Genomic DNA, 24,746 nt, shown 5'->3' with positions numbered 1-24,746 from the left:
ACCTCCAAATTTCTGTTTTTATTTTGTAAGTTCAGTATAGCAACCACTTCTTACAATCTCATTACAATCCAAACTAAAAATAACAGCATTTCTTTTGTTCCTACCATGCACTTTTACGAATTGATTTCTTTTTTTAATGAAGCAATCCACTCCTCTATTGCCTCTGCCAATGTGTATTGTTGCCGTAAAACTGCCATACCCGTAACAGGAATATCTTCTTTACTCTTTTTCAAAGCAATATTTTCTTCCAGATATTTTTTCAATACCTCCATACTGCTCTCAATATTATCCAGACATTCTTGCTGTCTTTCTCTGGACATACTGTCCAGATTTACAATGACAGCATTAAAATCCAAAAAAATGTTTATCGGCTTACAGGATATTTCAAGCATCAATTTTTCAAACTGCTGTTTCCCTTTTTCAGTTAAAGAATACACTGATTTTTCTGGCATTTTACCCTCTTTTTCTATATGACTTGAAATATATCCTTTTTCCTCCAACTGGATAACCTTTTTATAAATAGACGGGGTACTAATTTTTACCCATTTTGAAATATTGCGGTACTCTACCAACTTTTGAAGGTCATACGCACTCAGAGGTTCTTTCTTTAACATTCCCAAAACAATTAAGTCAATGGTCGCCATATCAATTTCCTCCTTTACTCTCTTGACAACTACTATAAATTATAGTAGAATACCACTTGCGTTTCAACTGCTATAATTTATAGTAGTATATTTTATTCTATTTATCAAGTGAAAGGAGAAAGAACACTATGGACAATCAAAACAGAAAATTGGAGTTATTGGGCAATGCTCCAATTCCAAAAGCCCTTTTAGCTATGGGTATTCCAACAATGATTGGTATGCTCATCAACGCCTTGTACAATCTTGTTGATGCCTATTTTGTAGGTGGCTTAGGCGAAAGTCAAATGGCTGCCATCTCGGTTGTGTATCCTCTCGGTCAAGTAGTCGTCGGCTTAGGATTACTTTTTGGCAATGGGGCAGCATCCTACATTTCTCGACTGTTAGGACAAAGAAATAAGGATCAGGCAAACAAAGTGGCAAGCACTGCACTATATAGCAGTCTTGTTGTCGGTGCAATTATGATTGTTTTATCAATCCTCTTTTTGAACCCCATTCTAAGACTTTTAGGTGCAACAGAAAGTGTCCTTCCTTATGCGGCTACCTATGCCGGTATTTACATTGTTTCTTGCATTTTCAATGTTTTTAATGTCACAATGAACAATATCGTGACAAGTGAAGGAGCAGCAAAAACTACAATGTGTGCCTTGTTGTTAGGTGCAGTCCTCAATATCGGGTTAGATCCATTATTTATATACACTTTTAATTTTGGTGTTGCAGGAGCTGCTATTGCCACAGCAATTTCTCAGGTAGTATCTACTCTTGTGTATCTGTTTTATATTTTCAGACAAAAAAGTGCTTTTCAGTTTAGAATAAAGGACTGTACCTTTTCTAAAGAAATTCTATCTGAAATTTTCAAAATTGGCGTTCCGACACTTGTATTTCAATTATTAACAAGTATTTCTATCTCTCTAATAAACAATGCCGCTGGTAATTACGGCGATTCAGCCATAGCGGGAATGGGCGTTGTTACCCGTCTTATATCTATGGGCAACTTAACAGTATTTGGTTTTATCAAAGGTTTTCAACCGATTGCAGGTTACAGTTATGGGGCGAAAAAATTTGATCGTCTGCGTACTGCAATCAAAATTTCCATCTTATGGTCAACTATTTTTTGTGTGATCGTAGGTTTATTATTCAGTCTGTTTTCTACGACTATTGTTTCACAGTTTACAACTGGAAACACAGAAATGATTCACATTGGAGCTTCCTCTTTAAGAGTAAACGGTATTACATTTATGCTGTTTGGATACTACACGGTATATTCCTCTTTATTCCTTGCTCTTGGAAAAGGAAAAGAAGGGTTTATTCTTGGAACTTGCCGACAAGGTATCTGCTTCATTCCCGTTATCTTAATTTTTCCATTTATATGGGGATTAAACGGTATTTTATATGCACAGCCGATTGCCGATGTTCTCTCTGCACTTATTACAGTATTTATGGCAATCCCTTTGCATAGAAGTTTAGCTGTTGCCGAACAGAAAATGAAGATAACAGCTTCTATCCCCTGTGACAGGCAATAAAATCAAGCATAAAAGTAGTAACAGAGCCGATGAACTGTGAAAGCTTTCTCAAGTTCATCGGCTCTGCGTCTGTGCGTCTGGCTCTTTGATGACGGTTACTTGTAAATTCTCGACTTCAATTAAAGTTTCCTGTCTACATTTCGGGCAGTAAAGAGGATAGTTTTTCAAAACTGTGTCTTCTCTGATTTTGTTTCGGGTTTTGTTCCCACAAAGAGGACATAAAATCCATTGGGAATTTATACTCAGCATATTATCCTCGCCTTATAAGGTCATGTAACCGATTATCTGTAACAAATTTCTTTTTTCTGGGGTCACCCTCTGCACGATAGATTACTAAGCTGTCTAAATCAAATATTGAACTCCAAACTGTTTCAAAATCTGGCTCATCATCATATTGGCACATAAACCCATAATCACCTTTTAAGAGATGTTCGGTAGTTTCAATGTATTCATCTTTTATGCGTTCCGAAGAAAAGCTGTCTAATACTGTCCTGTAACGCCTGTGCGAGTCATAATCATTTCCTTTTGCATCGTCATATGGTTTCATCTCATCAGATGTAAAACTATTAACAGTACAAACAATACTGCCATTTTCAAAAATTTCTGCCGCCCGAACTTTTTTGAGAATTGGCGTACATTCAACCACTACCATATTGCCTTTTTTATCTGCAAGTAAAATATTGCAGTTAGAAGATACTGGCAAGCCCATAAGAAGGGAAACCGCCTGTTCGGTATTATCTGCCTTTTCAAGCAAATATCTTACAATAAAGCAAGAATTGAAACCTGCTTTTATCTTTTCAAGGTCGGTCATTACAAAAGTCATTGCTACAGCAAATCCGTGTTCATTCACTCCTTCTTCGCCGTTAATGAAAGAGGAAGTAGTGATATTGAACCTGTTTCCATTTTTCGGTGCATAGATTTCACTTTTGCTTCCTTCACGCAGATAAGGTGGTAAGTCATTATTTCTAGCCACTTTGTCAAGGTGGCTATGTAAACAGTACCAGAGAACGCAAAAAAGCCGCCTACTCTTAAAATCAATAAGAATAAGCGGCTTTGAAATTTGCCTTAGACATATTCAATTTTCATTCTCTTGGTCGGTGCATTTATGACCTTAAAAACAAGCTCGTCAACACAATCCGTATATCTGCCTTGCTGAATGAGTTGATTTTTTAACTCTACAAGGCTATGTATTAAAAGTTTTCTTTCGTGGCTATCCAAATACAGATGATTAAATTTCTCTCTCATAAGCACACCTCCACTTCTTTAGCTTCATTATATTGGAAAGCAGGGGAAAGGACAAATCTGCAAAAAGGGATAAAAATAAGCGTACCACTATTTCTAATGATACGCCTATCCTCATTAAATCACTTCAAAATGCTTCAACGCATCCTTTATGGCTTCCACTTTCTCTGCTGTCGGATGCTTCCTCGGCTGTTTCAATTCCTCTACCGCATTAGGAGCATCGTACATTGGCAAGCCTAAATCTCTCTTTACCTCTGCGATATATGCGGTATGTACCTTGAAGCCGTATTTAGCTTCTATGTACTCCTTTATCATTTTGTAGGTCACTCGTTCTTTGGGCTTATATTCTTCGGCTCTTTTAGCGATATTATCAAGCGGAACTTTTCCCTCACCCTCGCCAAACTCAACTTTTACGTTGATATGTCCGTCTGGCTTTTTGTGGGAAAGCAGTACTACCGTCTCAACATGCATGGAATGGCAAAATTGGTCGACCGGTCGCACGCGCAGCACCTCATACCCCTTTCCCTGTAAGTACTTCAAGTCTCTTGCCAAAGTAGCGGAATCGCAACTGACATAAACGATCCGCTCCGGTGCCATGGCAACCATGGTTTCCAGGCACTTCTCATCACAACCCTTGCGCGGCGGATCCACAACGATCACATCCGGGTGCAGACCTGCATCACCATCATCTGCATGTTCTTCTACCCATGCCGGCAGCACTTCCTCTGCCTTGCCCACATAAAAAGTTGCATTTTCGATCTGATTATTCTTGGCATTTTCTCTGGCATCCGCAACGGCTTCCGGCACAATTTCCACACCATACACATGCTTTGCCGCCTGTGCCAAAAATAAAGAAATGGTTCCGATACCGCAGTAAAGATCCCAGACGATCTCCTTGCCTGTCAGTCCCGCATACTCCAAAGCAAGACTGTACAATTTCTCCGTCTGCACCGGGTTCACCTGATAAAAAGATTTTGGCGAGATAGCAAAAGTCACGCTCTCATCTGTCCTGGTAAATCCCCCAGACTCTTCTTCTCTGACCCGATGAATGGTATCACGGATACACAGATCTCCCCACAAAAGCTGCACCTTATCACCAAGGATACGGTTGGTCTTTTCCTTATTTACATTATAAGAAATGCTGTGCATGCCCGGGACTTCCGACAAACTCTCCACCAATCGATCTGCCTGCGGCAATTTATCCCCATTGATGATCAGGCAGACCATGACTTGTCCACTATGAAAACCTTTGCGTATCAAGACATGACGCAGCAGACCTTGCCCTGTCGTCTCATCATAAGGCTTGATATGGCAGGCTTCCATGTACTCTTTGATGACAGCTAGGATCTTTGCATTCTCACTGACCCCCAGCAGGCAGTCATCAATCGGGATGACCTGATGGCTCCTTGCCGCATAAAATCCAAAGACGATATTGCCGTCCTTATCATATCCACAAGGAAACTGCGCCTTATTGCGATAGCGGAACGGATCCTCCATCCCGACCACTGGCTCCATGACCTTTTCCACTTGTTCCTGCGAAAAGCTGCCGATCCGCCTTAAGTTATTTTCGACTTTTTTCTGTTTGAGAACCAATTGCTCCTCATAACAGAGATTTTGGATCTGACATCCCCCGCACTGTCTTGCTATCTTGCAGGGAGCCTCCACACGCTTCGGCGATGGTTTCACAATTTCAACAAGGCGGGCGTAGCCATAGCCTTTTTTCAGCTTAGTCACGCCCGCAAGAATCTCGTCTCCAATGACGGCATCTTTGACAAAAAAGGTCATCCCCTCATATTTGCCAATGCCTTCACCGCCGATGCCCATATCTTCGATTTTCAGGATAAAGGTATCATTCTTTTTCATATTATTCCTCTGTACTTGTTTTTCTGATATTGGAATCAAACAAACGGTTGAATCCCTGCCACTTGAGATCGCCCTCTGCCACATTGCCCAAAGCCTCTTTCATGGTCTCCATCTTGGCATCGATATTATCCGCAAAACTAAGTGCCACTGCCTCTGCGATCGCAGGCTTCTTTGGCGAACCAAATTCCAACTCGCCGTGATGTGCCAAAATACAATGGATCAGTTCTCTCGCCTTGACCTCCGGAAATCCCTCGATCGTATTGATGCGCTCCTGCACCTTGGCAGCCCCGATCATAATGTGTCCCAACAACTGTCCCTCATCGGTATAGTCATTCTGTGGAAACGGGGAAAGTTCATCCAGTTTTCCGATATCATGGAAAATAGCCGCAGTTAAAAGTAAATCACGATTTAAAATCGGATAAGTCTGTGCGTAAAAATCACAATTCTTTGTCACACCCAGTGTATGTTCCAAAAGTCCCCCAACATAGCCATGATGCACGCTCTTGGCAGCGGAATGGAATTTAAAACGCTTGGCAAACTCCTCGTCTGCAAAGAAACTCAAAAGCAACTGCTTCATATATGGTGCCTTGATCGTCCCGATAAATCCCAGCAATTCCTCATACATGAGATCCACGTCCTTATCAGAACACGGAAGATAATCCGCCGGTATGTATTCGCCCTCCTGCGCAACGCGCAGTCTCTTGATATTTAACTGGTATGCGCCCTGGAAAGATGTGATATCTCCCTGCACCCAGATATAATCCAATTCGTCATAGTCATCAATTCCCATGGAACTCGGTTCCCAGATCTTGGCATCCAGTGTCCCGGTCTTATCTTGCAGCATCAGGCTTTCGTATGGCTTTCCTGCCTTGGTCAGTGCCGATTGCTTTTTGCGGCACAAATATATTTCATTGATTCTTTCTCCCTCTGTGAGGTCTTTGATAAATCTCATTACATTCTCCTCTTCTATGCAGAGCGTCTTCTTGCGCCATACCTCTATATGCCCTTACGCCCTATCTTTACTACATTCATGCAGTTTTTATTATACGGTTGAATGACTGGTCTTTCAATATATTTTTGTGTATAATACATTTTATGAATAAGAAAGCATTAAAAACACTCGAATACAACAAAATAATCGCTCTGTTGGAGCAATGTGCTGGCAGTACACAGGGAAAGGCTTATTGCCGTGAACTTCTGCCCGTTTCTGATCTTTCACAGATCAAACGCATGCAGGCAGAGACCAAGGATGCTCTCAGCCGTATCTTTAAACGGGGAAGTGTCTCTTTCTCCGGCATTACGGATGTACGTCCTTTCCTAAAACATCTGGAGATCGGGTCTTCTTTGACGATTTCGGAACTATTGGCGATTGCCTCTCTTTTAGAGGTTGCCAAGCGGGTCAAGACCTATGGACGCAGTGAAAATGATCTGTCGATCGAGGGCGATCATCTGGCTCATTTCTTTAACGATCTGGAGCCACTCACACCGGTCTGTCAGGAGATCCGCCACTGTATCTTATCGGAAGATAGCATCGCGGACGATGCCAGTCCTGGGCTGAAAAATATCCGCAGGCAAAAGAATGTCATCGGCGAGCGTATCCGCACCCAGATGAATACCATGTTAAACAACAATACGACACGTTCTTACTTACAGGATGGCGTGATCACAGTCCGTGGCGGGCGCTATTGTCTGCCGGTCAAGGCAGAGTACAAGAACTACGTTCCCGGCATGGTACATGACCAGTCCTCCAGTGGCTCTACCCTATTTATCGAGCCTATGTCCGTCGTCAATCTCAACAACTCCCTGCGTGAACTGGAATTGCAGGAGGCAGAGGAGATTGAAAAGATCTTAGCCGACTTGTCCAATCTTGTCGCAGAACATACAGAGGAGATCTCACAGGACTTTGTGATCTTGGCAGAACTGGATTTCATCTTTGCCAAGGGAGAACTCGCCCGCAAGATGAACGCCGTTGAGCCGGAGTTTCATACCGATGGCATCATCCATCTGCGCGCAGCAAGACATCCGCTTTTGGATCCCAAACATGTCGTACCGATCGATCTGACACTGGGCAAGGATTACAATCTTCTCATCGTGACCGGTCCAAACACCGGTGGTAAGACGGTCTCCCTCAAGACCTGCGGACTTCTCAGCCTGATGGGGCAGGCAGGACTGCATATCCCGACCAAGGATCGAAGCCAGTTATCTATATTTGATGATGTCTTTGCTGACATTGGAGATGAACAGAGTATTGAACAGTCCCTCTCGACTTTCTCCTCACATATGACCAACATTGTGCATATCTTGCGGGAAGTGGAAAGATCCAGTGGACATTATCTCTGTCTTTTCGATGAATTGTGTGCCGGTACGGATCCAAAAGAAGGCGCAGCCTTGCGACTGCCATCTTATCCAGTTTACATGAGCGCGGTGTCCTCACCATGGCAACTACCCACTACAGTGAACTGAAAATGTATGCTTTATCCACACCGGGCGTAGAAAACGCCTGTTGTGAGTTTTCCGTAGAGACCCTGAGCCCGACCTACCATCTGCTCATCGGTATTCCGGGAAAAAGTAATGCTTTCGCCATTTCCAAAAAACTCGGTCTGTCCGACGACTTGATCGCAGACGCTAAGACTCACGTCACGGAAGATGATCAGAACTTTGAAGACCTCATGGTCGATCTGGAACAAAGACGGGTCTCTATGATGCGTGACAGTGAGGAAATTGCCCGGCAGAAAAGAGAAATGGAAAACCTGCAAAAGAAACTAAAAGAGCGCGAAGATCGTCTGAATGCCTCCAAGGATAAGATCCTGCGTCAGGCAAATGAGGACGCTTCCCACATCTTACAGGAAGCCAAGCAGATCGCAGACGAAACCATCCGCGACTTCAACAAATACAGTCATTCCAACCCGGACATGGCCAAGATGGAAGCCAAGCGTGCTGCTGTCGGTAAGAAATTGTCAGACAGCCGAAAGAAGGCCTCTGTTGCTGCCAAGGATAACGACAAGCCAAAGAACCACAAAGTACCAAAGAATCTGCGCGTAGGGGATCCAGTCAAGGTGCTCTCCATGAACATCAACGGAACCGTCTACTCCCTGCCAAACGCCAGAGGCGATCTGCAGGTACAGATGGGCATTATGCGATCCAAGGTCAATATCAATGATCTGATCCTTTTGGAGGACAACGATACAGCCGCTAAGACAACCGGCAAAAAGAGCCGTTACACAGGCAATGGTGGCTTTAGCAAGGCTGCTACCATCTCCCCGGAGATCAACCTCCTAGGACTCAACGGCGACGAAGCCGTAGCCAAACTGGATAAGTATCTGGATGATGCCTATGTATCGCATTTAAAATCGGTCCGTGTCGTCCACGGCAAGGGAACCGGTGCTCTGCGTAAGGCAGTACATCAATATTTAAGAAAACAAAAGATCGTCGACGAATTCCATCTCGCCGAATTTGGTGAGGGCGATGCCGGTGTCACCATCGTTACTTTCAAATAACTTGGTTTAACGACAAAAAACCTCCCGCAGCATTTCAAACTACGGGAGGTTTTCTACGTTCATAAATGGATTATACTAACTCAAGAACTACTTCCAAAGCACCGTCACCCTTACGAGTTCCGATCTTTACGATTCTTGTGTAACCACCGTTACGGTCAGCATACTTAGGTGCGATTTCCTCGAATAACATCTTAGGCATATCAACTTCCTTGATCTCCTTCTTAGTCTTACCAGCAGACTTTACAGGATATAATACCTTAAGCATTTCTCTTCTTGCATGAAGACGGGATGGCTGATCCTTCTTGATCTTCTTTTCTACTGTATCATATACAGTAACCTTCTTGCCATCAACAACTTCCTTTACACGCTTGCCGTCTTTGTCCTTGCGGGCAACCTTAGCCTGTACGGTAACTTCATCGAAGTTGTCCTTTTCTCTAACAGCCATAGCAATGATTCCTTCAGCGATCTTCTGAACTTCCTTTGCCTTAGCCTCTGTTGTAACGATTCTTCCATGATATAAAAGGTTTGTTACCTGATTTCTCAGTAATGCCTTTCTCTGTGAAGATGTTCTGCTTAACTTTCTATACTTTGCCATTTCATTTTCCTCCTTATGTGATGGCTCACTTCGCGATGCCTTTTGGTCTTATTCGCGAGGTGCATGGTATGCCATCCATGATATTATGAGAGTTCCGTGCCTTTTGGTCTTACCGGTTCTCCCTATGTGACTTTTATTCGTCTCCAGTTCTAAGCTGGAGTCCTAACTCGCTTAACTTACCTAATACTTCTTCCAAAGACTTGCGTCCAAGGTTGCGAACCTTCATCATATCATCTGCTGTCTTGTTGCATAACTCCTCAACAGTGTTGATGCCTGCTCTCTTCAAGCAGTTGTAAGAACGAACAGATAACTCTAATTCATCGATGTTCATATCCATGACTTTGCCCTTTGGATCCATTGGCTTGTCAGCCATAACCTGAGCCTCGATTCCACGATCAGAAAGATCGATGAAGAGGCTTAAATGCTCATTTAATACCTTAGCGGCTAAACTTACTGCCTCGTCTGGCTGAATTGTACCATTTGTATATACGTCCAAGGTAAGTTTGTCATAGTCAGTAATCTGACCTACACGAGTATTCTCAACCTTCAGATTTACTCTTTCGATTGGTGTGTAGATAGAATCAACAGCGATAACACCGATTGGTGTGTCCTCTGACTTATTCTTATCTGCGCTGATATATCCTCTACCCTTCGTAATGGTCAACTCCATGTAGAGTTTGCTGTCAGCACCACCATTTAAATTAGCGATCACAAGATCCGGATTCATGATCTCAATGTCAGAATCCACCTGAATATCACTTGCTCTTACAACACCTTCGCCCTCGAACTCAATGTATGCGATCTTCGGGTCGTTGCTTGCGCTGTTGTTGCGGATTGCAAGATTCTTGATGTTCATGATGATCTCTGTTACATCTTCCTTAACACCAGGAATAGATGAGAACTCATGTAATACGCCTTCGATTTTCACCTGACTTACTGCCGCACCTGGCAATGAAGAAAGCATGATTCTTCTAAGTGAATTACCAAGTGTAGTTCCGTAGCCTCTCTCTAAAGGTTCTACAACAAATCTTCCATACTTTTTGTCTTCTGAGATTTCAGCAATCTCAATGTTTGGTTTTTCGAAATCGAACACTAGGTGGCCCTCCTTATACTGGTTTACCTTGCTAAATTGTGTCTAATTACTTAGAGTACAACTCGACGATAAGCATTTCATCGACTGGTACGTCGATCTGCTCTCTTGTAGGTAACTCTTTTACAGTTCCCTGTAACTTCTCAAGGTCAACATCGATCCAATCCGGAACGAGTCTGCCGTTTGTTACCTCAACGATATCCTTAAATCTCTGAAGGCTCTTCTTTGCTTCGCGAACTTCGATAACATCGCCAGCCTTTACCAAGTATGATGGTACGTTTACAGGCTTGCCATTAACCAAGAACATCTTGTGGTCTACAACCTGTCTAGCTTCTCTACGTGTTCTGGCAAATCCCATACGGAATACAACATTGTCCAGACGGCTCTCAAGGATAGTCATAAGGTTTTCACCAGTCATACCCTTCTTTCTGTCTGCAATGTCGAAATACTTATGGAAAGGCTTCTCTAATACGCCATAGATAAACTTAGCCTTCTGCTTCTCTCTCAACTGGAGACCATACTCGGAAGTCTTTCTTCCTGATCTCTTTAACTGTCTATTTGATTTTTTATCCACTCCTAAATATACAGGATCCAAACCAAGTGATCTGCATCTTTTAAGAACTGGGGTTCTATTTACTGCCATCTTAGATTATCCCTCCTATTAAACTCTTCTACGCTTTGGTGGACGACATCCATTATGTGGTACTGGAGTTACGTCTGTGATGCTGGTTACATCGATTCCGCATGCAGAAAGTGCACGAATTGCTGCTTCTCTACCTGATCCTGGTCCCTTAACCATAACATCTACTGTCTTTAATCCATGAACGAGAGCAGCCTTTGCTGCTGTTTCAGCTGCCATCTGTGCAGCATATGGAGTAGATTTTCTTGAACCTCTAAATCCAAGACCACCGGCACTTGCCCATGATAAAGCATTTCCCTGTGCATCTGTAATTGTTACAATTGTATTGTTGAAAGATGCCTGAATATGTGCCTGTCCGTGTTCAACGTTTTTCTTTACACGCTTTTTTGTTACTTTCTTTGCAACTTTAGCCATATCTAAACTAACCTACTTTCTGAAATTATTTCTTCTTGTTTGCTACAGTTCTCTTAGGACCCTTTCTTGTTCTAGCGTTGGTCTTTGTCTTCTGACCACGAACCGGAAGTCCCTTTCTGTGACGGATACCACGATAGCATCCAATCTCCTGCAGTCTCTTGATATTAAGAGCTACGTCTCTTCTCAAATCACCTTCTACCATCATTGTTTCGTCAATGACAGCACTGATTCTCTTAACTTCGTCGTCTGTCAAGTCCTTAACACGAGTGCTAGGATCAACATTTGCTGCTTCAAGAATCTTGTTAGAACTTACTCTACCAATTCCGTAAATGTAAGTTAAACCAATTTCTACGCGTTTTTCTCTTGGTAAATCTACACCTGCGATACGAGCCATGTGTGTTTACACCTCCATAAAATTTTCTGATTAACTACTACCATCCCCAAATAGACCCTATACAGCTCCGTTGCCGGCCTGAAATGTGTGTATATGCCTTATTTGGTTCTTTTCTTCCTAAACATATAGTAAGGAAGAGTTCCGAATCCACGAAACTAACCACCCTCGGTATGTAGGGTGATCCGCATATATTATGAAAATGTTGCCTAATTATTTACTAATCATCGGGAACATCAGCCGCACATAACATATACAAATAACACTAATCCTTATGAATTAGCCCTGTCTCTGTTTGTGTTTCGGGTTCTCGCAAATAATACGAACACTACCTTTTCTCTTGATTACTTTGCACTTTTCGCAAATAGGTTTTACTGATGATCTTACCTTCATTGTAGGAAATGCCTCCCTTCTCATCATTTTCGTGTTCCTTGTACGCATGTACAAGTCTTTTATCTACTGCATTTATAGGCGCGCGAAAAGAAATGCCCATAAACGCACTTGATAGTATAGCAAAAGTATCAAACTCTTGTCAACAACTTTTTACTTATCTCTCCAAATGATTCTGCCCTTTGTCAGATCATATGGTGACATCTCGATCGTAACCTTGTCACCCGGTAAAATGCGGATATAATTCATACGAAGTTTTCCGCTGATCGTTGCTAAGATCTGGTGACCATTTTCCAGTTCCACTTTAAAGAAAGCATTTGGTAATTTTTCTACTACAACACCTTCTACTTCGATTACATCTGCCTTAGACATTTATTTTATTCCTCCTACATAAAGATCTAAAATCTGACCGACCAACTCATCATTCATCGTCTTGCCCTTTGCCAGATCTAAGATCTCTTGTGGCAAATGCTTGATCGGCTGTATATGTTTTTCTTTTTTCTTTTTGGGATTATCGCAAGTTCTGGTCTTTCCATTGACCAGATAGACGATGTCATCCTGCCGTTTCATTACAAGATAGATATGATTCTTATCATGTCCTGCCTTGGATTTTGCTAAGATCAATTCGTCCATAGATGCTTCTCACTTTCTGTCAGTGTCAGTATCTCCGGTCGACCGTCTGTAATGATAATGGTGTTTTCATAATGTGCAGATAAGGATTCATCCTCCGTCACAACCGTCCACTCATCATCCATCCATACGACATTTGGACTACCGATATTGATCATAGGCTCGATCGCAAAGGTCATACCCGGCTGCAACTTGATGCCGCGCCGCCATTTATGGTAATTTGGTATTTCCGGTTCTTCGTGCAGGTGTGTGCCAATGCCATGACCTACCAGATCCCGGACCACGCCATAACCGCGCTTGGTCGCGTAATCACCGATCGCACTTGAAATATCATTCAAATGCCGTCCGGCTGTCGCCTGCTCTATCCCGGCAAAGAAACTCTCGCGCGTCACATCAATGAGCGCCTGTGCCTCCGGTGAGATCTCTCCCACGCCATGAGTCCTCGCCGCATCGGAATGATAGCCTTTATAGATCACGCCAATATCCAGACTGACGATATCGCCATTTGTAATGATATGATCTTCTCTCGGGATCCCATGTACGACTTCATCATTGACGGAAACACACACAGATGCCGGATATCCCATATAGTTCAAAAAGGAAGGCTCGCATCCGAAACTACGGATGATCTCTTCTCCCAAAGTATCGATCTCCAGCGTTGACATTCCCTCACAAAGGGCATCCCCTAAGGTCTGATGCACACTTGCAAGGATCCTGCCTGCCTCCCGCATATACTCTAATTCTTGGGCAGATTTAATGGTAACTGCTGACATGGGCTAGACTCCTATGATCGCGTCGATATTGGCGAATACATCCTCCATCGGCTGCGTTCCATCTACAGAATGCAGGATACCCTGCTTCTTATAATAATCGATCAGAGGCTGGGTCTGCTCATGATAAACATCCAGTCTCTTCTGTACTGTTTCAGGCTTATCATCGTCTCTTAAGACTAATTCCTTACCGCAGGCATCACAGATACCCTCTTTCTTTGGCGGAATAGCAACGATATGATATGTTGCTCCACAGGAAAGGCAGGCACGACGACCTGACATTCTCTTTACGATATGGGAATCCGGTACATCGACATCAATGGCAAAATCCATCTTCTGTCCGATCTTAGAAAGTGCTGCATCCAGACTCTCTGCCTGTGGAATGGTACGTGGAAATCCATCCAGTACAAATCCATTTGCACAATCCTCCTGACCGATACGATCCATAACCAGATCACAGGTCAGTTCATCCGGCACCAAAAGTCCCTGATCCATATATTCCTTTGCCTTTTTTCCAAGTTCTGTGCCATTTTTAATGTTCGCACGGAAAATATCTCCTGTTGAGATATGAGGGATCTGATATTTTGCTGCGATCTGCTTTGCCTGTGTGCCTTTGCCGGCACCGGGAGCACCTAACATAATAATCTTCACGATAAAAACCTCCTTATAACACCTTAGGAGATACGGCTAGGCCAGTATCTCCATATGGATGTCTATTCATTAATCATTTAAAAATCCCTTGTAATTTCTGACGAGCATCTGGGATTCCACCTGCTTCAGTGTCTCGATGACAACACCAACAATAATGATGATGGATGTTCCACCAAAGGACACATTTGCACCAAATAATCCATTAAATACGATCGGGATGATCGCCACGATGGAAAGTCCGATAGCACCGATAAAAATAATGTTGTTCAGGACTGCCTGTAGGTAATCACTCGTAGGCTTGCCTGATCGGATACCCGGAATGGAACCGCCCTGCTTCTTTAAGTTGTCAGCGATCTCAAGCGGATTAAAGGTAATTGACGTATAGAAATATGCAAAGCCGATGATCAGCAGCACATACACTACAGCACCAATGGTATAAATCCAATTATTCGGATCGAACCAGTTTGACTGTGACATACCGCGAAGAATCTTGTACCAGAAACTTGTACCGCCTGTCTTACCAAGCAAGGTGCAAATGATAACCGGTGTCTGTAACAATGACTGTGCAAAGATGACCGGAATAACACCGGCCGTATTGACCTTCATTGGAATCACGGAGTTGGCACCACCAACCTGTCTCTTTCCCTGAATTTTCTTTGAATACTGAACCGGGATTCTACGCTCAGCCCCCTGCAAGAATACAACCAGAACAACCATAGCAACAATGATTGCTGCAATGATCACACCTGCAAGTGTACCCTTTGCAATGGTCTTTCCTGAGATGAACTGCTCAAATAATGAAGTCAGATCACTCGGAATACGTGAAAGAATATTGATTACAAGTACGATAGAGATACCGTTACCGATACCCTTTTCGGTAATTCTTTCACCGATCCACATAAGTACAGATGAACCCGCTGTAAGAGCAGCGACTGTCATGATAACATACAGTGCGTTGAACTCAGTCAGATAACCGGAACGTCCAAATCCGATTGCCATAGCAACAGACTGGATGATCGCCAATCCAACCGTAACATAACGGGTAATCTGTGTAATCTTCTTTCTTCCCTGCTCCCCATCACGCTGCATTTCCTCTAACTTTGGGAATGCAATGGTCAGCAACTGGATGATAATAGAAGATGTAATGTATGGTGTAATGTTCAGAGCGAAAATAGACATATTTTCAAAAGATCCACCAGTAATCGCATCAAAGAAATTCAGCGCATCGCCATTGTTTGCAAATAACTGTGAAAATACATCCGGATCCACTCCGGGAATTGGAAGCTGACTTCCAATTCGCACTACAATGAGCATTAAAAATGTAAATCCGATTCTTTTTCGTAAATCTTTAATTTTAAATGCATTGCGGAGTGTTTCTAGCATTAGATCACCTCTGCTTTACCACCAAGGGCTTCGATTTTTTCCTTAGCGCTTGCACTAAAAGCATTAGCCTGGACTGTCAACTTCTTAGTAAGTTCACCGTTACCAAGAATCTTAACACCGTCTCTGGTGTTCTTTACGATACCAGCCTCAACCAATGATTCAACTGTTACAGTTGCACCATCTTCAAATCTCTCAAGATAAGATAAGTTGATACCAACGATTTCCTTAGAGTTTCTGCATGTGAAACCTCTCTTAGGAATACGTCTGTATAAAGGCATCTGACCACCTTCAAAACCAGGTCTTGGAGCTCCTGAACGAGCCTTCTGTCCCTTATGACCCTTACCAGCGGTCTTGCCATTGCCTGAACCGTGTCCACGTCCTCTTCTGAAATTATCACTGTGCTTTGAGCCTTCTGCCGGCTGTAAGTTTGATAAATCCATTGTGACACCTCCTTAATTATTTGATTAAATCTCTTCTACCTTAACTAAATGTCTTACCTGTCTGATCATTCCACGAACTGCTTCGTTATCAGGCATCTCAACAGTCTTGTTGAGTTTTCTGAGGCCTAATGCTTCAACAGTCTTCTTGTTCTTTGGAACTGCTCCGATAGGAGACTTAACAAGTGTAATCTTTAACTTCTTTTCTGCCATGATCTATTTCCTCCTTAACCGAGAATCTCTTCTACAGTCTTACCACGAAGTCTTGCAACTTCTTCTGGGGATTTCAACTGACGGAGTCCGTCGATTGTAGCAAGTACTACGTTCTGCTTGTTAGAAGAACCTAATGACTTTGTACGGATGTTCTGGATACCTGCTAACTCACAAACGGCACGGGCTGGACCACCAGCGATGATACCTGTACCTTCCGGAGCCTTCTTCAGTAATACAGAAGCACCAGTATGCTTACCAGAAATATCATGTGTAATACTGTTGTTCTCATCAAGTTTTACAGTAATCAACTTCTTCATTGCATCTTCTTTTCCCTTGCGGATCGCTTCTGGGATTTCAGCTGCTTTGCCAAGTCCTGCACCAACATGACCATTGCCATCACCGACAACAACTAAGGCTGTGAAACGCATGTTACGTCCACCCTTAACAACCTTTGTTACACGTTTAATTGATACCACTGTTTCATTTAACTCTAATTGACTAGCATCAATAATTTCATGTCTCATGTGTTATTTCCTCCTAAAATTCTAATCCAGCTTCTCTAGCTGCGTCAGCTAATGCTGCAATCTTGCCCTGATAAATGAATCCACCTCTGTCAAATACAACTGTGGAAATACCTTTATCTAATGCCTTCTTAGCAATGACAGTACCTAACTTGGCTGCTGCTTCAACATTATTTGTCTTCTCTAAATCAGCCTTTACCTCTTTATCAAGCGTAGAAGCGGAAACGAGTGTATTACCAACTGTATCATCAATAATCTGAGCATACATATGATTGTTACTTCTGAATACTGCAAGACGTGGTCTGTCTGCTGTTCCAGAAAGAGTATTACGAAGTCTTCTATGCTTTGTCTGGCGAACTACTTCTCTTGATTTCTTACTAACCATTTCTCGTCACTCCTTTAATTATTTCTTACCAGTTTTACCAACTTTACGTCTGATAACTTCATCAGCATACTTGATACCCTTGCCCTTGTATGGTTCAGGTCTTCTCTTGTCTCTGATTTCTGCTGCGTACTGGCCAACTTTTTCTTTATCGATACCCTTGATGATAATCTTGTTACCATCAACTGTGGACTCAAGTCCTTCTGGATCAACCATCTCAACCGGATGAGAATAGCCTAAGTGTAATGTCAGGTTCTTTCCTGACTTCTGGACTCTATATCCAACACCGTTTACTTCCAAGACTTTTTCGTAACCATCAGTAACACCAACTACCATGTTGTGGATCAGTGTTCTTGTAAGACCATGTAAAGACTTCATCTTCTTTAAGTCGTTTGGTCTTGTAACGATTACTTCAGAACCCTCTAACTTGATATCCATCTCTGATGGAAGTGTTCTCTCAAGAGTTCCCTTTGGACCTTTTACAGTCACATGATTATTTTCTGCAATTTCAACAGTAACTCCTGCTGGGATTGCGATTGGCATTCTTCCTATACGTGACATGCCCGTACCTCCTATAATTTCTCCGCTATGCGCGGGGTGCTATATTGTATGTCCGCCTCGGGGACGGTTTATACATTACGTGAAATGTTCCAATGTCCTTGCTTTCGGATAATTACCAAACGAAAGCAAGCACTTCTCCACCGACCTGAAGCTTTCTAGCCTCTTTGTCAGTAACGATTCCCTTGTTTGTAGAAAGGATTGCAATACCAAGTCCGCCAAGAACGGTTGGGATCTCATCCTTACCAGCATAAACGCGAAGACCAGGCTTAGAAATTCTCTTGATGCCTGTGATGACCTTCTCGTTCTTGTCTGCGCCATACTTTAATGTAACGCGGATGCTCTTAAAGTTACCATCTTCTACGATGTCATATTTTGTGATATATCCCTCATCTACAAGGATATCAGCGATTGCGATCTTCATCTTAGATGCTGGGATATCAACTGTATCATGTTTTGCAGTATTTGCATTACGGATTCTTGTAAGCATATCTGCGATTGGATCACTCATTGTCATGATTAAATTTCCTCCTTCCGGCTTACCAACTAGCCTTCTTTACGCCAGGGATCTGTCCCTTGTATGCTAACTCACGGAAACATACTCTACAGATGCCATACTTTCTTAAATAAGCATGTGGACGACCACAGATTTTACAACGGCTATATTCTCTAGTAGAGAATTTCTGCTTGCGCTGCTGCTTAACTTTCATAGATTTCTTTGCCATCTTAAAATTCCCTCCTAAATTACTTTACGAAAGGCATACCGAATAATCTCAGTAATTCACGAGCCTCTTCGTCTGTCTTAGCAGTAGTAACAAAAATAATGTCCATACCTCTTACTTTGTCAACCTTATCATACTCGATTTCAGGGAAGATGATCTGTTCCTTGATACCAAGTGCGTAGTTACCTCTTCCGTCGAAAGAATCAGCACTAACACCTCTAAAGTCACGTACACGTGGAAGTGCAAGATTGATAAGACGATCAGCGAAATCATACATCTTTTCGCCTCTAAGTGTTGTCTTACATCCGATTGCCATACCTTCTCTGATCTTGAAGTTAGCAACAGAGTTCTTTGCCTTTGTTGTAACAGCCTTCTGACCTGTGATTGTCTCCATGTCCTTAACTGCTGCCTCTAAAAGCTTTGCGTTTTCCTTAGCTTCGCCAACACCCATATTGACTACGATCTTGTCAAGCTTTGGAACTTCCATAATATTCTTATAACCAAACTTTTCGATCATAGCCTTTACGATCTCATTCTGGTACTGCTCTTTAAGTCTACTCAACTGATTTGCCTCCTCTCGTTATATTAATCGATCACTTTACCAGTTGCTTTTGCTACGCGGACTTTCTTGTCTCCGTCCATCTGAAAACCAACTCTGGTTGTCTTACCATCAACAAGAAGCATAACATTTGAAATGTCGATTGGTCCTTCCTGCTCGATGATTCCACCGTTCTGGTTTGCCATGCTAGGCTTTGTGTGCTTCTTGATCATGTTCACACCTTCAACCAAAACTGTATGATTTTTCTGATTTACAGCGATAACTTTTCCTTCGTTATCCTTATCTGCACCAGCGATTACTCTAACGGTATCGCCCTTTTTGATCTTCATTGTTGCCATCGTACTACCTCCTATAATACTTCCGGAGCAAGGGAAACAATCTTCATAAACTGTTTCTCACGAAGCTCTCTAGCTACAGGTCCAAAAATACGAGTTCCTCTTGGGGTCTTGTCATCTTTGATGATAACTGCAGCATTCTCGTCAAACTTAATATAAGAACCATCTTTACGACGGGCACCCTTCTTGGAGCGTACAACTACTGCCTTAACGACATCGCCCTTTTTAACAACACCACCTGGTGTTGCATCTTTAACAGTAGCGGTGATCACGTCACCGATATTTGCATATCTTCTTGTAGAACCGCCCATAACACGAATGCAAAGGATTTCTTTAGCACCTGTATTATCAGCTACTTTTAATCTACTTTCCTGCTGTACCATGTTTGTAGCCTCCTTCTAATTACTTTGCTCTTTCCATGATTTCAACAAGTCTCCATCTCTTATCCTTAGATAATGGTCTTGTTTCCATAACTCTGACGGTATCACCGATGTGTGCATCGTTGTTCTCGTCATGAGCCTTTAATTTATAAGTTCTCTTAACGATCTTGTTGTAAAGTGGATGCTTTACGTTATCCTTAACAGCAACAACGATTGTCTTATCCATCTTATCGCTTACAACAATACCTACACGTGTTTTTCTAAGATTTCTTTCTTCCACGATATTGTCTCCTTTCTACCTTTAAAATTCCGAACTGCTTACTTGTTATCAGCTGCAGTAATCATTGTCTGAATACGTGCAATGTTTCTTCTAACTTCTTTGATTCTTGCTGTATTCTCTAACTGATTGGTTGCGTTCTGGAATCTTAAATTGAAAAGTTCCTTCTTTGCTTCCACCAACTGTGCATTCAAATCTGCAACAGATGCATTCTTTAATTCGTTAACATATTCCTTAGTTTTCATTTGCTGCAACCTCGCTTTCCAAATCCGCACGAGAAACGATCTTGCACTTGCAAGGCAATTTGTGTGTAGCAAGACGAAGAGCCTCTCTAGCGACATCTTCCTGTACCCCGGAGATTTCAAATAATACACGACCTGGCTTAACAACAGCTACCCAGTACTCCAAAGCTCCCTTACCGGAACCCATACGAGTTTCAGCAGGCTTTGCTGTAACAGGCTTATCAGGGAAAATCTTGATCCAGACCTTACCACCACGCTTGATATAACGTGTCATAGCGATACGGGCTGCTTCAATCTGATTAGAACGAATCCAACATGGTTCCATAGCAACAATACCGAAATCACCGTTTACGATCTTGTTGCCTCGTAAAGCCTTTCCTGTCATAGATCCACGGAACTGCTTACGATGTTTTACTCTCTTAGGCATTAACATTATTTGGCTCCTCCTTCCTTATTTCCCTTTGTAGGAAGTACTTCTCCTTTGTAGATCCAAACCTTTACGCCGACCTTGCCATAAGTAGTGTCAGCCTCAGCGAATCCATAATCAATATCTGCACGAAGTGTCTGAAGCGGAATAGTACCTTCTGAATAGAACTCTGTACGAGCCATATCAGCACCACCAAGACGTCCGGAAACGCTTGTCTTGATACCCTTGATACCGGTCTTCATAGATCTTGACATGCAAGACTTCATAGCACGACGGAAAGAAACACGGTTCTCCAACTGTGCTGCGATATTCTCTGCAACTAACTGAGCGTCCTTGTCAGGTCTCTTAACTTCCTTGATGTCAACAACAAGCTTCTTGTCTGTCAACTTCTGAAGTTCAGCCTTAACCTTCTCGATCTCAGCGCCGCCCTTACCGATTACAACACCAGGCTTTGCTGTGTAAACGATAACCTTAACTCTTCCGGCTGCTCTTTCGATCTCGATCTTAGATACGCCAGCTGCATATAACTTTTTCTTAAGAAATGTTCTGATATTGTAATCTTCAACCAAGTAGTCAGCGAATTCACCTTCAGCATACCACTTAGAATCCCAATCCTTGATCACACCGACTCTTAAGCCGTGAGGATTAACTTTCTGTCCCATGATTGCCTCCTATCTTTCATCAAGCACAACAGTAATGTGGCTCATTCTCTTTTCGATTCTGTAAGCTCTACCCTGTGCTCTTGGTCTAATTCTCTTCATTGTTGGGCCCTTATTTGCATAGCACTCTGCAACATAAAGGTTTTCCAGGCTGTAGTTCTTGTCTGGGTAATTGTTCTCAGCATTTGCGATTGCTGACTTTAATAACTTCTCTATAATGCTTGAAGCGTATCTTGGATTATAAGTTACGATAGCAAGAGCTGTCTGAACATCCTTACCGCGAATAGCGTCTAATACGAAGCAAGCTTTCTGAACTGACATTCTAGCATAAGATAACTTTGCTGAAGGTCTAGTATCTTTTTGACTGTTTCTCTCACGTTTAATCTGGGATCTATGTCCTTTTGCCATGATGTGAAACCTCCTTTCAAAAATTAATTAGCGTACTCTTGATTTCTTTTCGTTCTTGTCATGACCTCTGTAAGTTCTTGTAGAAACGAACTCACCAAGCTTGTGTCCTACCATATCTTCTGTAACATATACAGGCACATGCTTTCTTCCGTCATGAACAGCGATTGTATGTCCTACCATCTGTGGAAAGATTGTTGAACGGCGTGACCATGTCTTAATAACACTCTTGTCGCCTGATGCGTTCATTGCATCAATCTTCTTCAATAAGCTTTCATCAGCAAATGGTCCTTTTTTTAATGAACGAGCCATAATGATCCTCCTTATTTGATAGCCTTACCGTCTCTTCTTCTTACGATAAGCTTGTTAGACTGTTTGTTCTTCTTTCTGGTCTTCAAACCAAGTGCAGGCTTGCCCCAAGGTGTACATGGGCCCGGACGTCCGATTGGTGCCTTACCTTCACCACCACCATGTGGATGGTCATTAGGGTTCATAACAGAACCACGAACAGTTGGGCGGATACCCATGTGACGCTTACGACCAGCTTTACCAATCTTAACAAGGTTGTGATCACCATTGCCGATAACACCGATAGATGCTCTACAGTTCAAAGGAATCATTCTCATTTCGCCTGATGGAAGTCTAAGAGTTGCATACTTGCCTTCTTTAGCCATCAACTGAGCGCTGTTACCAGCGGAACGAACTAACTGTCCACCCTTGCCCGGATACATCTCGATGTTGTGTACTAAAGTACCAACCGGGATGTTTGCCAGCGGAAGGCAGTTACCAACACGTACTTCTGCTTCCGGTCCGTTCATGACCTTCATGCCATCAGCAAGTCCTTCAGGAGCAAGGATGTAAGCCTTCTCGCCGTCTGCGTAGCAGATCAATGCGATGTTTGCTGTTCTGTTTGGATCGTACTCGATACCGATAACAGTTGCAGGAACTCCATCTTTCTTTCTCTTGAAATCGATAATTCTATATTTTCTTCTGTTTCCACCACCCTGGTGTCTAACTGTAATCTTACCCTGATTGTTACGACCAGCGTTCTTCTTTAAAGAAGTTGTAAGAGACTTCTCAGGAGTCTTCTTTGTGATCTCGGAGAAATCAGAGCCAGTCATATTTCTTCTGGAAGGTGTATATGGGTTATAAGTTTTAATTCCCATTGTAATTCTCCTTTCGCTACTTTTACGTTTTACTTATCGCGTCTAAACATGACGCATAATCTTGCTTTCGACTTACAGCCCTGCGAAGATCTCGATGTCCTTGCTATCTGCTGTAAGCTGAACGATAGCCTTCTTAGTCTTAGCAGTCTTGCCTACGCTTCTGCCACGTCTCTTTTCCTTGCCATCGTTGTTCATTGTATTAACGGAAGCAACCTTTGTTCCTTCGAACATCTTTTCAACTGCTTCCTTGATCATTGTCTTGTTTGCTTCTGGATGAACAAGAAATGTGTACTTCTTTTCAGCCATTGCATTCATGCTCTTCTCTGTGATTACAGGTTTGAGGATTACATCATAATATTGTACGTTAGCCATTATGCATACACCTCCTGAATTGTATTAACAGCATCCTTTGTTACAACAACTGTGTTGTACTTCAAGATGTCATATACGTTGATCGTGCTTGTTGAAGCAGTCTTAACAGTAGGAATGTTCTTTGCTGACATAACAACATTTGTGTCGTTGTCATTGATAACAACAAGCGCCTTTTCAACACCAAGGTTGCTCATTACCTTTGCAAAATCCTTTGTCTTGATCGCATCGAACTTCAACTCGTCAACTACAACAAACTTATTCTCTGCTACTCTGGAAGATAATGCAGACTTAAGTGCTGCTCTCTTCTCTTTCTTATTCAACTTGAATGAATAATCTCTTGGAGTTGGTGCAAATACAACACCACCACCTGTCCACTGTGGAGCTCTTGTAGAACCCTGTCTTGCATGACCTGTTCCCTTCTGTCTCCATGGTTTTCTACCACCACCACGAACTTCAGAACGTGTCTTTGCCTTCTGAGTTCCCTGACGGTTATTTGCAAGCTGCTGGACAACTGCCATGTGAACTAAATGCTCGTTTACTTCAACACCGAAAACAGCATCGTCAAGTTCCATTGTCTCAACTTCTTTGCCTTCCATATTGTATACGGATACTTTAGCCATCGTAAAGTTCCTCCTTTCCTACTATCGATTACTTACCTGACTTTACAGACTCTTTAATTGTAACTAAAGACTTCTTAGGTCCTGGAACAGCACCCTTTACCAAAAGCAGGTTATTCTCTGCATCTACGCGTACAACTTCAAGGTTCTGGATTGTAACCTTAACGCTTCCCATGTGTCCAGGCATTCCTTTTCCTTTGAATACCTTACTTGGTGAAGAACAAGCACCGTTGGAACCCTGATGACGATGGAACTTAGAACCATGAGCCATAGGTCCTCTGTGCTGACCAAGTCTCTTGATAGCACCCTGGAATCCTTTTCCCTTTGAAATTGCTGTAGCATCGATCTTGTCACCTTCTTCAAAGATGTCAGCCTTGATCTCATCTGCAAGATTGTAATCTGCGCAATTTTCAAACTTAAATTCTCTTACGAATCTCTTTCCAGAAACACCAGCCTTATCGAAGTGTCCCTTCTCAGCCTTGTTGACGCCATGTCTGTTTCTGATTTCTTTCTTGCCGTTGGCATCCTTGTTGACTACCTTTTCTTTCTTGTCAACGAAACCAACCTGAACTGCTTCGTAACCGTCGTTCTCAACAGTCTTGATCTGTGTTACTACACAAGGACCAGCCTGTAAAACAGTTACAGGAGTTAAAACTCCATCAGCATTGAAGATTTGAGTCATTCCGACTTTTGTTGCTAAAATAGCTTTCTTCATTTTCTTTCCTCCTGTTTTTCTACAGCGGATCGCCGTAGC

Annotated in this window: 38 protein-coding genes and 1 pseudogene; 2 read left to right on the top strand and 37 right to left on the bottom strand. The window is 42.6% G+C overall.

The window, feature by feature from the left end; genetic code table 11:
- Positions 1-113 precede the first annotated feature (113 nt).
- Complete coding sequence (locus tag DW996_RS06205) at positions 114-644, bottom strand: PadR family transcriptional regulator (RefSeq protein ID WP_009320282.1); 531 nt, start codon at positions 642-644, stop codon at positions 114-116.
- 128 nt (positions 645-772) lie between these two features.
- Between DW996_RS06205 and DW996_RS06200 the strand changes: the two genes are divergently transcribed.
- A complete protein-coding gene (locus tag DW996_RS06200; protein WP_118535176.1) occupies positions 773-2,164 on the top strand; it encodes an MATE family efflux transporter in 1,392 nt (463 codons plus the stop codon).
- A gap of 54 nt (positions 2,165-2,218) precedes the next feature.
- Here the strand turns inward: DW996_RS06200 and DW996_RS06195 are convergent, their stop codons facing one another.
- The 5 genes from DW996_RS06195 to DW996_RS06175 form a co-directional block, all read right to left on the bottom strand.
- Entirely contained in the window at positions 2,219-2,413 is a 195-nt protein-coding gene (locus DW996_RS06195; protein WP_081703188.1) for a cysteine-rich KTR domain-containing protein, read from the bottom strand.
- Position 2,414: 1 nt separating this feature from the next.
- Positions 2,415-3,137, bottom strand: a complete 723-nt coding sequence (locus tag DW996_RS06190; RefSeq protein ID WP_118280263.1) for a C45 family autoproteolytic acyltransferase/hydolase — start codon at positions 3,135-3,137, stop codon at positions 2,415-2,417.
- A gap of 92 nt (positions 3,138-3,229) precedes the next feature.
- Positions 3,230-3,409 carry a hypothetical protein gene (locus tag DW996_RS06185; protein WP_118280264.1) on the bottom strand — a complete coding sequence of 60 codons (180 nt, stop codon included), beginning with the start codon at positions 3,407-3,409 and terminating at the stop codon, positions 3,230-3,232.
- A gap of 114 nt (positions 3,410-3,523) precedes the next feature.
- Positions 3,524-5,269 carry a 23S rRNA (uracil(1939)-C(5))-methyltransferase RlmD gene (gene rlmD, locus DW996_RS06180; protein WP_118535175.1) on the bottom strand — a complete coding sequence of 582 codons (1,746 nt, stop codon included), beginning with the start codon at positions 5,267-5,269 and terminating at the stop codon, positions 3,524-3,526.
- A gap of 1 nt (position 5,270) precedes the next feature.
- Positions 5,271-6,221, bottom strand: coding sequence for a 3'-5' exoribonuclease YhaM family protein (locus DW996_RS06175; protein ID WP_118535174.1), 951 nt, complete (start codon positions 6,219-6,221; stop codon positions 5,271-5,273).
- 143 nt (positions 6,222-6,364) lie between these two features.
- Here DW996_RS06175 and DW996_RS14795 point away from each other — a divergent pair.
- A pseudogene (locus tag DW996_RS14795) lies at positions 6,365-8,766 on the top strand (endonuclease MutS2).
- A 70-nt stretch (positions 8,767-8,836) separates the two neighbouring features.
- On the opposite strand, the gene DW996_RS06165 reads toward DW996_RS14795, so the two are convergent.
- The 31 genes from DW996_RS06165 to rplC all read right to left on the bottom strand — a co-directional run bounded on the left by DW996_RS06165 (position 8,837) and on the right by rplC (position 24,707).
- On the bottom strand, positions 8,837-9,361 hold the full coding sequence (locus DW996_RS06165; RefSeq protein ID WP_118280270.1) for a bL17 family ribosomal protein: 525 nt from the start codon (positions 9,359-9,361) through the stop codon (positions 8,837-8,839).
- Between the two features lie 133 nt (positions 9,362-9,494).
- Positions 9,495-10,454: a DNA-directed RNA polymerase subunit alpha gene (locus DW996_RS06160; protein ID WP_118280271.1), complete on the bottom strand. Its 960-nt coding sequence runs from the start codon at positions 10,452-10,454 to the stop codon at positions 9,495-9,497.
- Between the two features lie 46 nt (positions 10,455-10,500).
- Positions 10,501-11,094: a 30S ribosomal protein S4 gene (gene rpsD, locus DW996_RS06155; RefSeq protein WP_118280272.1), complete on the bottom strand. Its 594-nt coding sequence runs from the start codon at positions 11,092-11,094 to the stop codon at positions 10,501-10,503.
- Between the two features lie 18 nt (positions 11,095-11,112).
- The gene (gene rpsK / locus DW996_RS06150) at positions 11,113-11,505 is read right to left on the bottom strand and encodes a 30S ribosomal protein S11 (protein ID WP_118280273.1); all 393 of its coding nucleotides are present in this window, start codon (positions 11,503-11,505) and stop codon (positions 11,113-11,115) included.
- Between the two features lie 25 nt (positions 11,506-11,530).
- Positions 11,531-11,899, bottom strand: a complete 369-nt coding sequence (gene rpsM / locus DW996_RS06145; protein WP_118280274.1) for a 30S ribosomal protein S13 — start codon at positions 11,897-11,899, stop codon at positions 11,531-11,533.
- 276 nt (positions 11,900-12,175) lie between these two features.
- Positions 12,176-12,289, bottom strand: coding sequence for a 50S ribosomal protein L36 (rpmJ, locus tag DW996_RS06140; RefSeq protein ID WP_005339020.1), 114 nt, complete (start codon positions 12,287-12,289; stop codon positions 12,176-12,178).
- 150 nt (positions 12,290-12,439) lie between these two features.
- Positions 12,440-12,658: a translation initiation factor IF-1 gene (infA, locus tag DW996_RS06135; protein WP_118280275.1), complete on the bottom strand. Its 219-nt coding sequence runs from the start codon at positions 12,656-12,658 to the stop codon at positions 12,440-12,442.
- Complete coding sequence (locus tag DW996_RS06130) at positions 12,659-12,919, bottom strand: KOW domain-containing RNA-binding protein (protein ID WP_118280276.1); 261 nt, start codon at positions 12,917-12,919, stop codon at positions 12,659-12,661. It lies immediately after the preceding gene.
- On the bottom strand, positions 12,907-13,689 hold the full coding sequence (map, locus tag DW996_RS06125; RefSeq protein WP_118535173.1) for a type I methionyl aminopeptidase: 783 nt from the start codon (positions 13,687-13,689) through the stop codon (positions 12,907-12,909). The genes DW996_RS06130 and map overlap by 13 nt, the downstream gene beginning before the upstream one ends.
- Positions 13,690-13,692: 3 nt before the next feature.
- Positions 13,693-14,337: an adenylate kinase gene (locus tag DW996_RS06120; RefSeq protein ID WP_118280278.1), complete on the bottom strand. Its 645-nt coding sequence runs from the start codon at positions 14,335-14,337 to the stop codon at positions 13,693-13,695.
- Between the two features lie 69 nt (positions 14,338-14,406).
- Positions 14,407-15,720 carry a preprotein translocase subunit SecY gene (gene secY, locus DW996_RS06115; RefSeq protein WP_118535172.1) on the bottom strand — a complete coding sequence of 438 codons (1,314 nt, stop codon included), beginning with the start codon at positions 15,718-15,720 and terminating at the stop codon, positions 14,407-14,409.
- A complete protein-coding gene (rplO, locus tag DW996_RS06110) occupies positions 15,720-16,160 on the bottom strand; it encodes a 50S ribosomal protein L15 (RefSeq protein ID WP_118280280.1) in 441 nt (146 codons plus the stop codon). The genes secY and rplO overlap by 1 nt, the downstream gene beginning before the upstream one ends.
- Positions 16,161-16,184: 24 nt before the next feature.
- Positions 16,185-16,370: a 50S ribosomal protein L30 gene (rpmD, locus tag DW996_RS06105; RefSeq protein WP_118280281.1), complete on the bottom strand. Its 186-nt coding sequence runs from the start codon at positions 16,368-16,370 to the stop codon at positions 16,185-16,187.
- 14 nt (positions 16,371-16,384) lie between these two features.
- The gene (gene rpsE / locus DW996_RS06100; RefSeq protein ID WP_118280282.1) at positions 16,385-16,894 is read right to left on the bottom strand and encodes a 30S ribosomal protein S5; all 510 of its coding nucleotides are present in this window, start codon (positions 16,892-16,894) and stop codon (positions 16,385-16,387) included.
- A 13-nt stretch (positions 16,895-16,907) separates the two neighbouring features.
- On the bottom strand, positions 16,908-17,276 hold the full coding sequence (gene rplR / locus DW996_RS06095) for a 50S ribosomal protein L18 (protein ID WP_118280283.1): 369 nt from the start codon (positions 17,274-17,276) through the stop codon (positions 16,908-16,910).
- An 18-nt stretch (positions 17,277-17,294) separates the two neighbouring features.
- Positions 17,295-17,834: a 50S ribosomal protein L6 gene (gene rplF / locus DW996_RS06090; protein ID WP_118280284.1), complete on the bottom strand. Its 540-nt coding sequence runs from the start codon at positions 17,832-17,834 to the stop codon at positions 17,295-17,297.
- Between the two features lie 112 nt (positions 17,835-17,946).
- Positions 17,947-18,348: a 30S ribosomal protein S8 gene (rpsH, locus tag DW996_RS06085; RefSeq protein ID WP_118280285.1), complete on the bottom strand. Its 402-nt coding sequence runs from the start codon at positions 18,346-18,348 to the stop codon at positions 17,947-17,949.
- 22 nt (positions 18,349-18,370) lie between these two features.
- Positions 18,371-18,556: a type Z 30S ribosomal protein S14 gene (locus DW996_RS06080; protein ID WP_118280286.1), complete on the bottom strand. Its 186-nt coding sequence runs from the start codon at positions 18,554-18,556 to the stop codon at positions 18,371-18,373.
- 19 nt (positions 18,557-18,575) lie between these two features.
- Positions 18,576-19,115, bottom strand: coding sequence for a 50S ribosomal protein L5 (gene rplE, locus DW996_RS06075; RefSeq protein ID WP_118280287.1), 540 nt, complete (start codon positions 19,113-19,115; stop codon positions 18,576-18,578).
- A gap of 23 nt (positions 19,116-19,138) precedes the next feature.
- Complete coding sequence (gene rplX / locus DW996_RS06070) at positions 19,139-19,450, bottom strand: 50S ribosomal protein L24 (RefSeq protein ID WP_118280288.1); 312 nt, start codon at positions 19,448-19,450, stop codon at positions 19,139-19,141.
- A gap of 11 nt (positions 19,451-19,461) precedes the next feature.
- Positions 19,462-19,830 carry a 50S ribosomal protein L14 gene (rplN, locus tag DW996_RS06065; RefSeq protein WP_118280289.1) on the bottom strand — a complete coding sequence of 123 codons (369 nt, stop codon included), beginning with the start codon at positions 19,828-19,830 and terminating at the stop codon, positions 19,462-19,464.
- A gap of 19 nt (positions 19,831-19,849) precedes the next feature.
- Positions 19,850-20,107 (bottom strand): 30S ribosomal protein S17, encoded by a 258-nt coding sequence (gene rpsQ, locus DW996_RS06060; protein ID WP_118280290.1) that lies wholly within the window; start codon positions 20,105-20,107, stop codon positions 19,850-19,852.
- 38 nt (positions 20,108-20,145) lie between these two features.
- Positions 20,146-20,349, bottom strand: coding sequence for a 50S ribosomal protein L29 (gene rpmC / locus DW996_RS06055; protein ID WP_118280291.1), 204 nt, complete (start codon positions 20,347-20,349; stop codon positions 20,146-20,148).
- On the bottom strand, positions 20,339-20,779 hold the full coding sequence (gene rplP / locus DW996_RS06050) for a 50S ribosomal protein L16 (protein ID WP_118280292.1): 441 nt from the start codon (positions 20,777-20,779) through the stop codon (positions 20,339-20,341). Before rplP ends, rpmC begins: the two co-directional genes overlap by 11 nt.
- On the bottom strand, positions 20,779-21,435 hold the full coding sequence (gene rpsC / locus DW996_RS06045; protein ID WP_118280293.1) for a 30S ribosomal protein S3: 657 nt from the start codon (positions 21,433-21,435) through the stop codon (positions 20,779-20,781). The genes rplP and rpsC overlap by 1 nt, the downstream gene beginning before the upstream one ends.
- 9 nt (positions 21,436-21,444) lie before the next feature.
- Positions 21,445-21,840, bottom strand: coding sequence for a 50S ribosomal protein L22 (gene rplV / locus DW996_RS06040; protein ID WP_118280294.1), 396 nt, complete (start codon positions 21,838-21,840; stop codon positions 21,445-21,447).
- Positions 21,841-21,867: 27 nt separating this feature from the next.
- Positions 21,868-22,149, bottom strand: a complete 282-nt coding sequence (gene rpsS, locus DW996_RS06035; protein WP_118280295.1) for a 30S ribosomal protein S19 — start codon at positions 22,147-22,149, stop codon at positions 21,868-21,870.
- Between the two features lie 11 nt (positions 22,150-22,160).
- Positions 22,161-23,003: a 50S ribosomal protein L2 gene (gene rplB / locus DW996_RS06030; protein WP_118280296.1), complete on the bottom strand. Its 843-nt coding sequence runs from the start codon at positions 23,001-23,003 to the stop codon at positions 22,161-22,163.
- A 72-nt stretch (positions 23,004-23,075) separates the two neighbouring features.
- Entirely contained in the window at positions 23,076-23,375 is a 300-nt protein-coding gene (gene rplW, locus DW996_RS06025; protein WP_118280297.1) for a 50S ribosomal protein L23, read from the bottom strand.
- The gene (rplD, locus tag DW996_RS06020; protein WP_118535171.1) at positions 23,375-23,995 is read right to left on the bottom strand and encodes a 50S ribosomal protein L4; all 621 of its coding nucleotides are present in this window, start codon (positions 23,993-23,995) and stop codon (positions 23,375-23,377) included. Before rplD ends, rplW begins: the two co-directional genes overlap by 1 nt.
- A 28-nt stretch (positions 23,996-24,023) precedes the next feature.
- Positions 24,024-24,707, bottom strand: coding sequence for a 50S ribosomal protein L3 (gene rplC, locus DW996_RS06015; RefSeq protein ID WP_118280299.1), 684 nt, complete (start codon positions 24,705-24,707; stop codon positions 24,024-24,026).
- Positions 24,708-24,746 lie beyond the last annotated feature (39 nt).

The sequence above is a fragment of the Roseburia sp. AM51-8 genome (assembly GCF_003478275.1).
GTDB lineage: Bacteria > Bacillota > Clostridia > Lachnospirales > Lachnospiraceae > Pararoseburia > Pararoseburia lenta.
The sequence above is the reverse complement of the archived record's forward strand: the minus strand, read 5'-3'. Positions and strand labels throughout refer to the sequence as shown.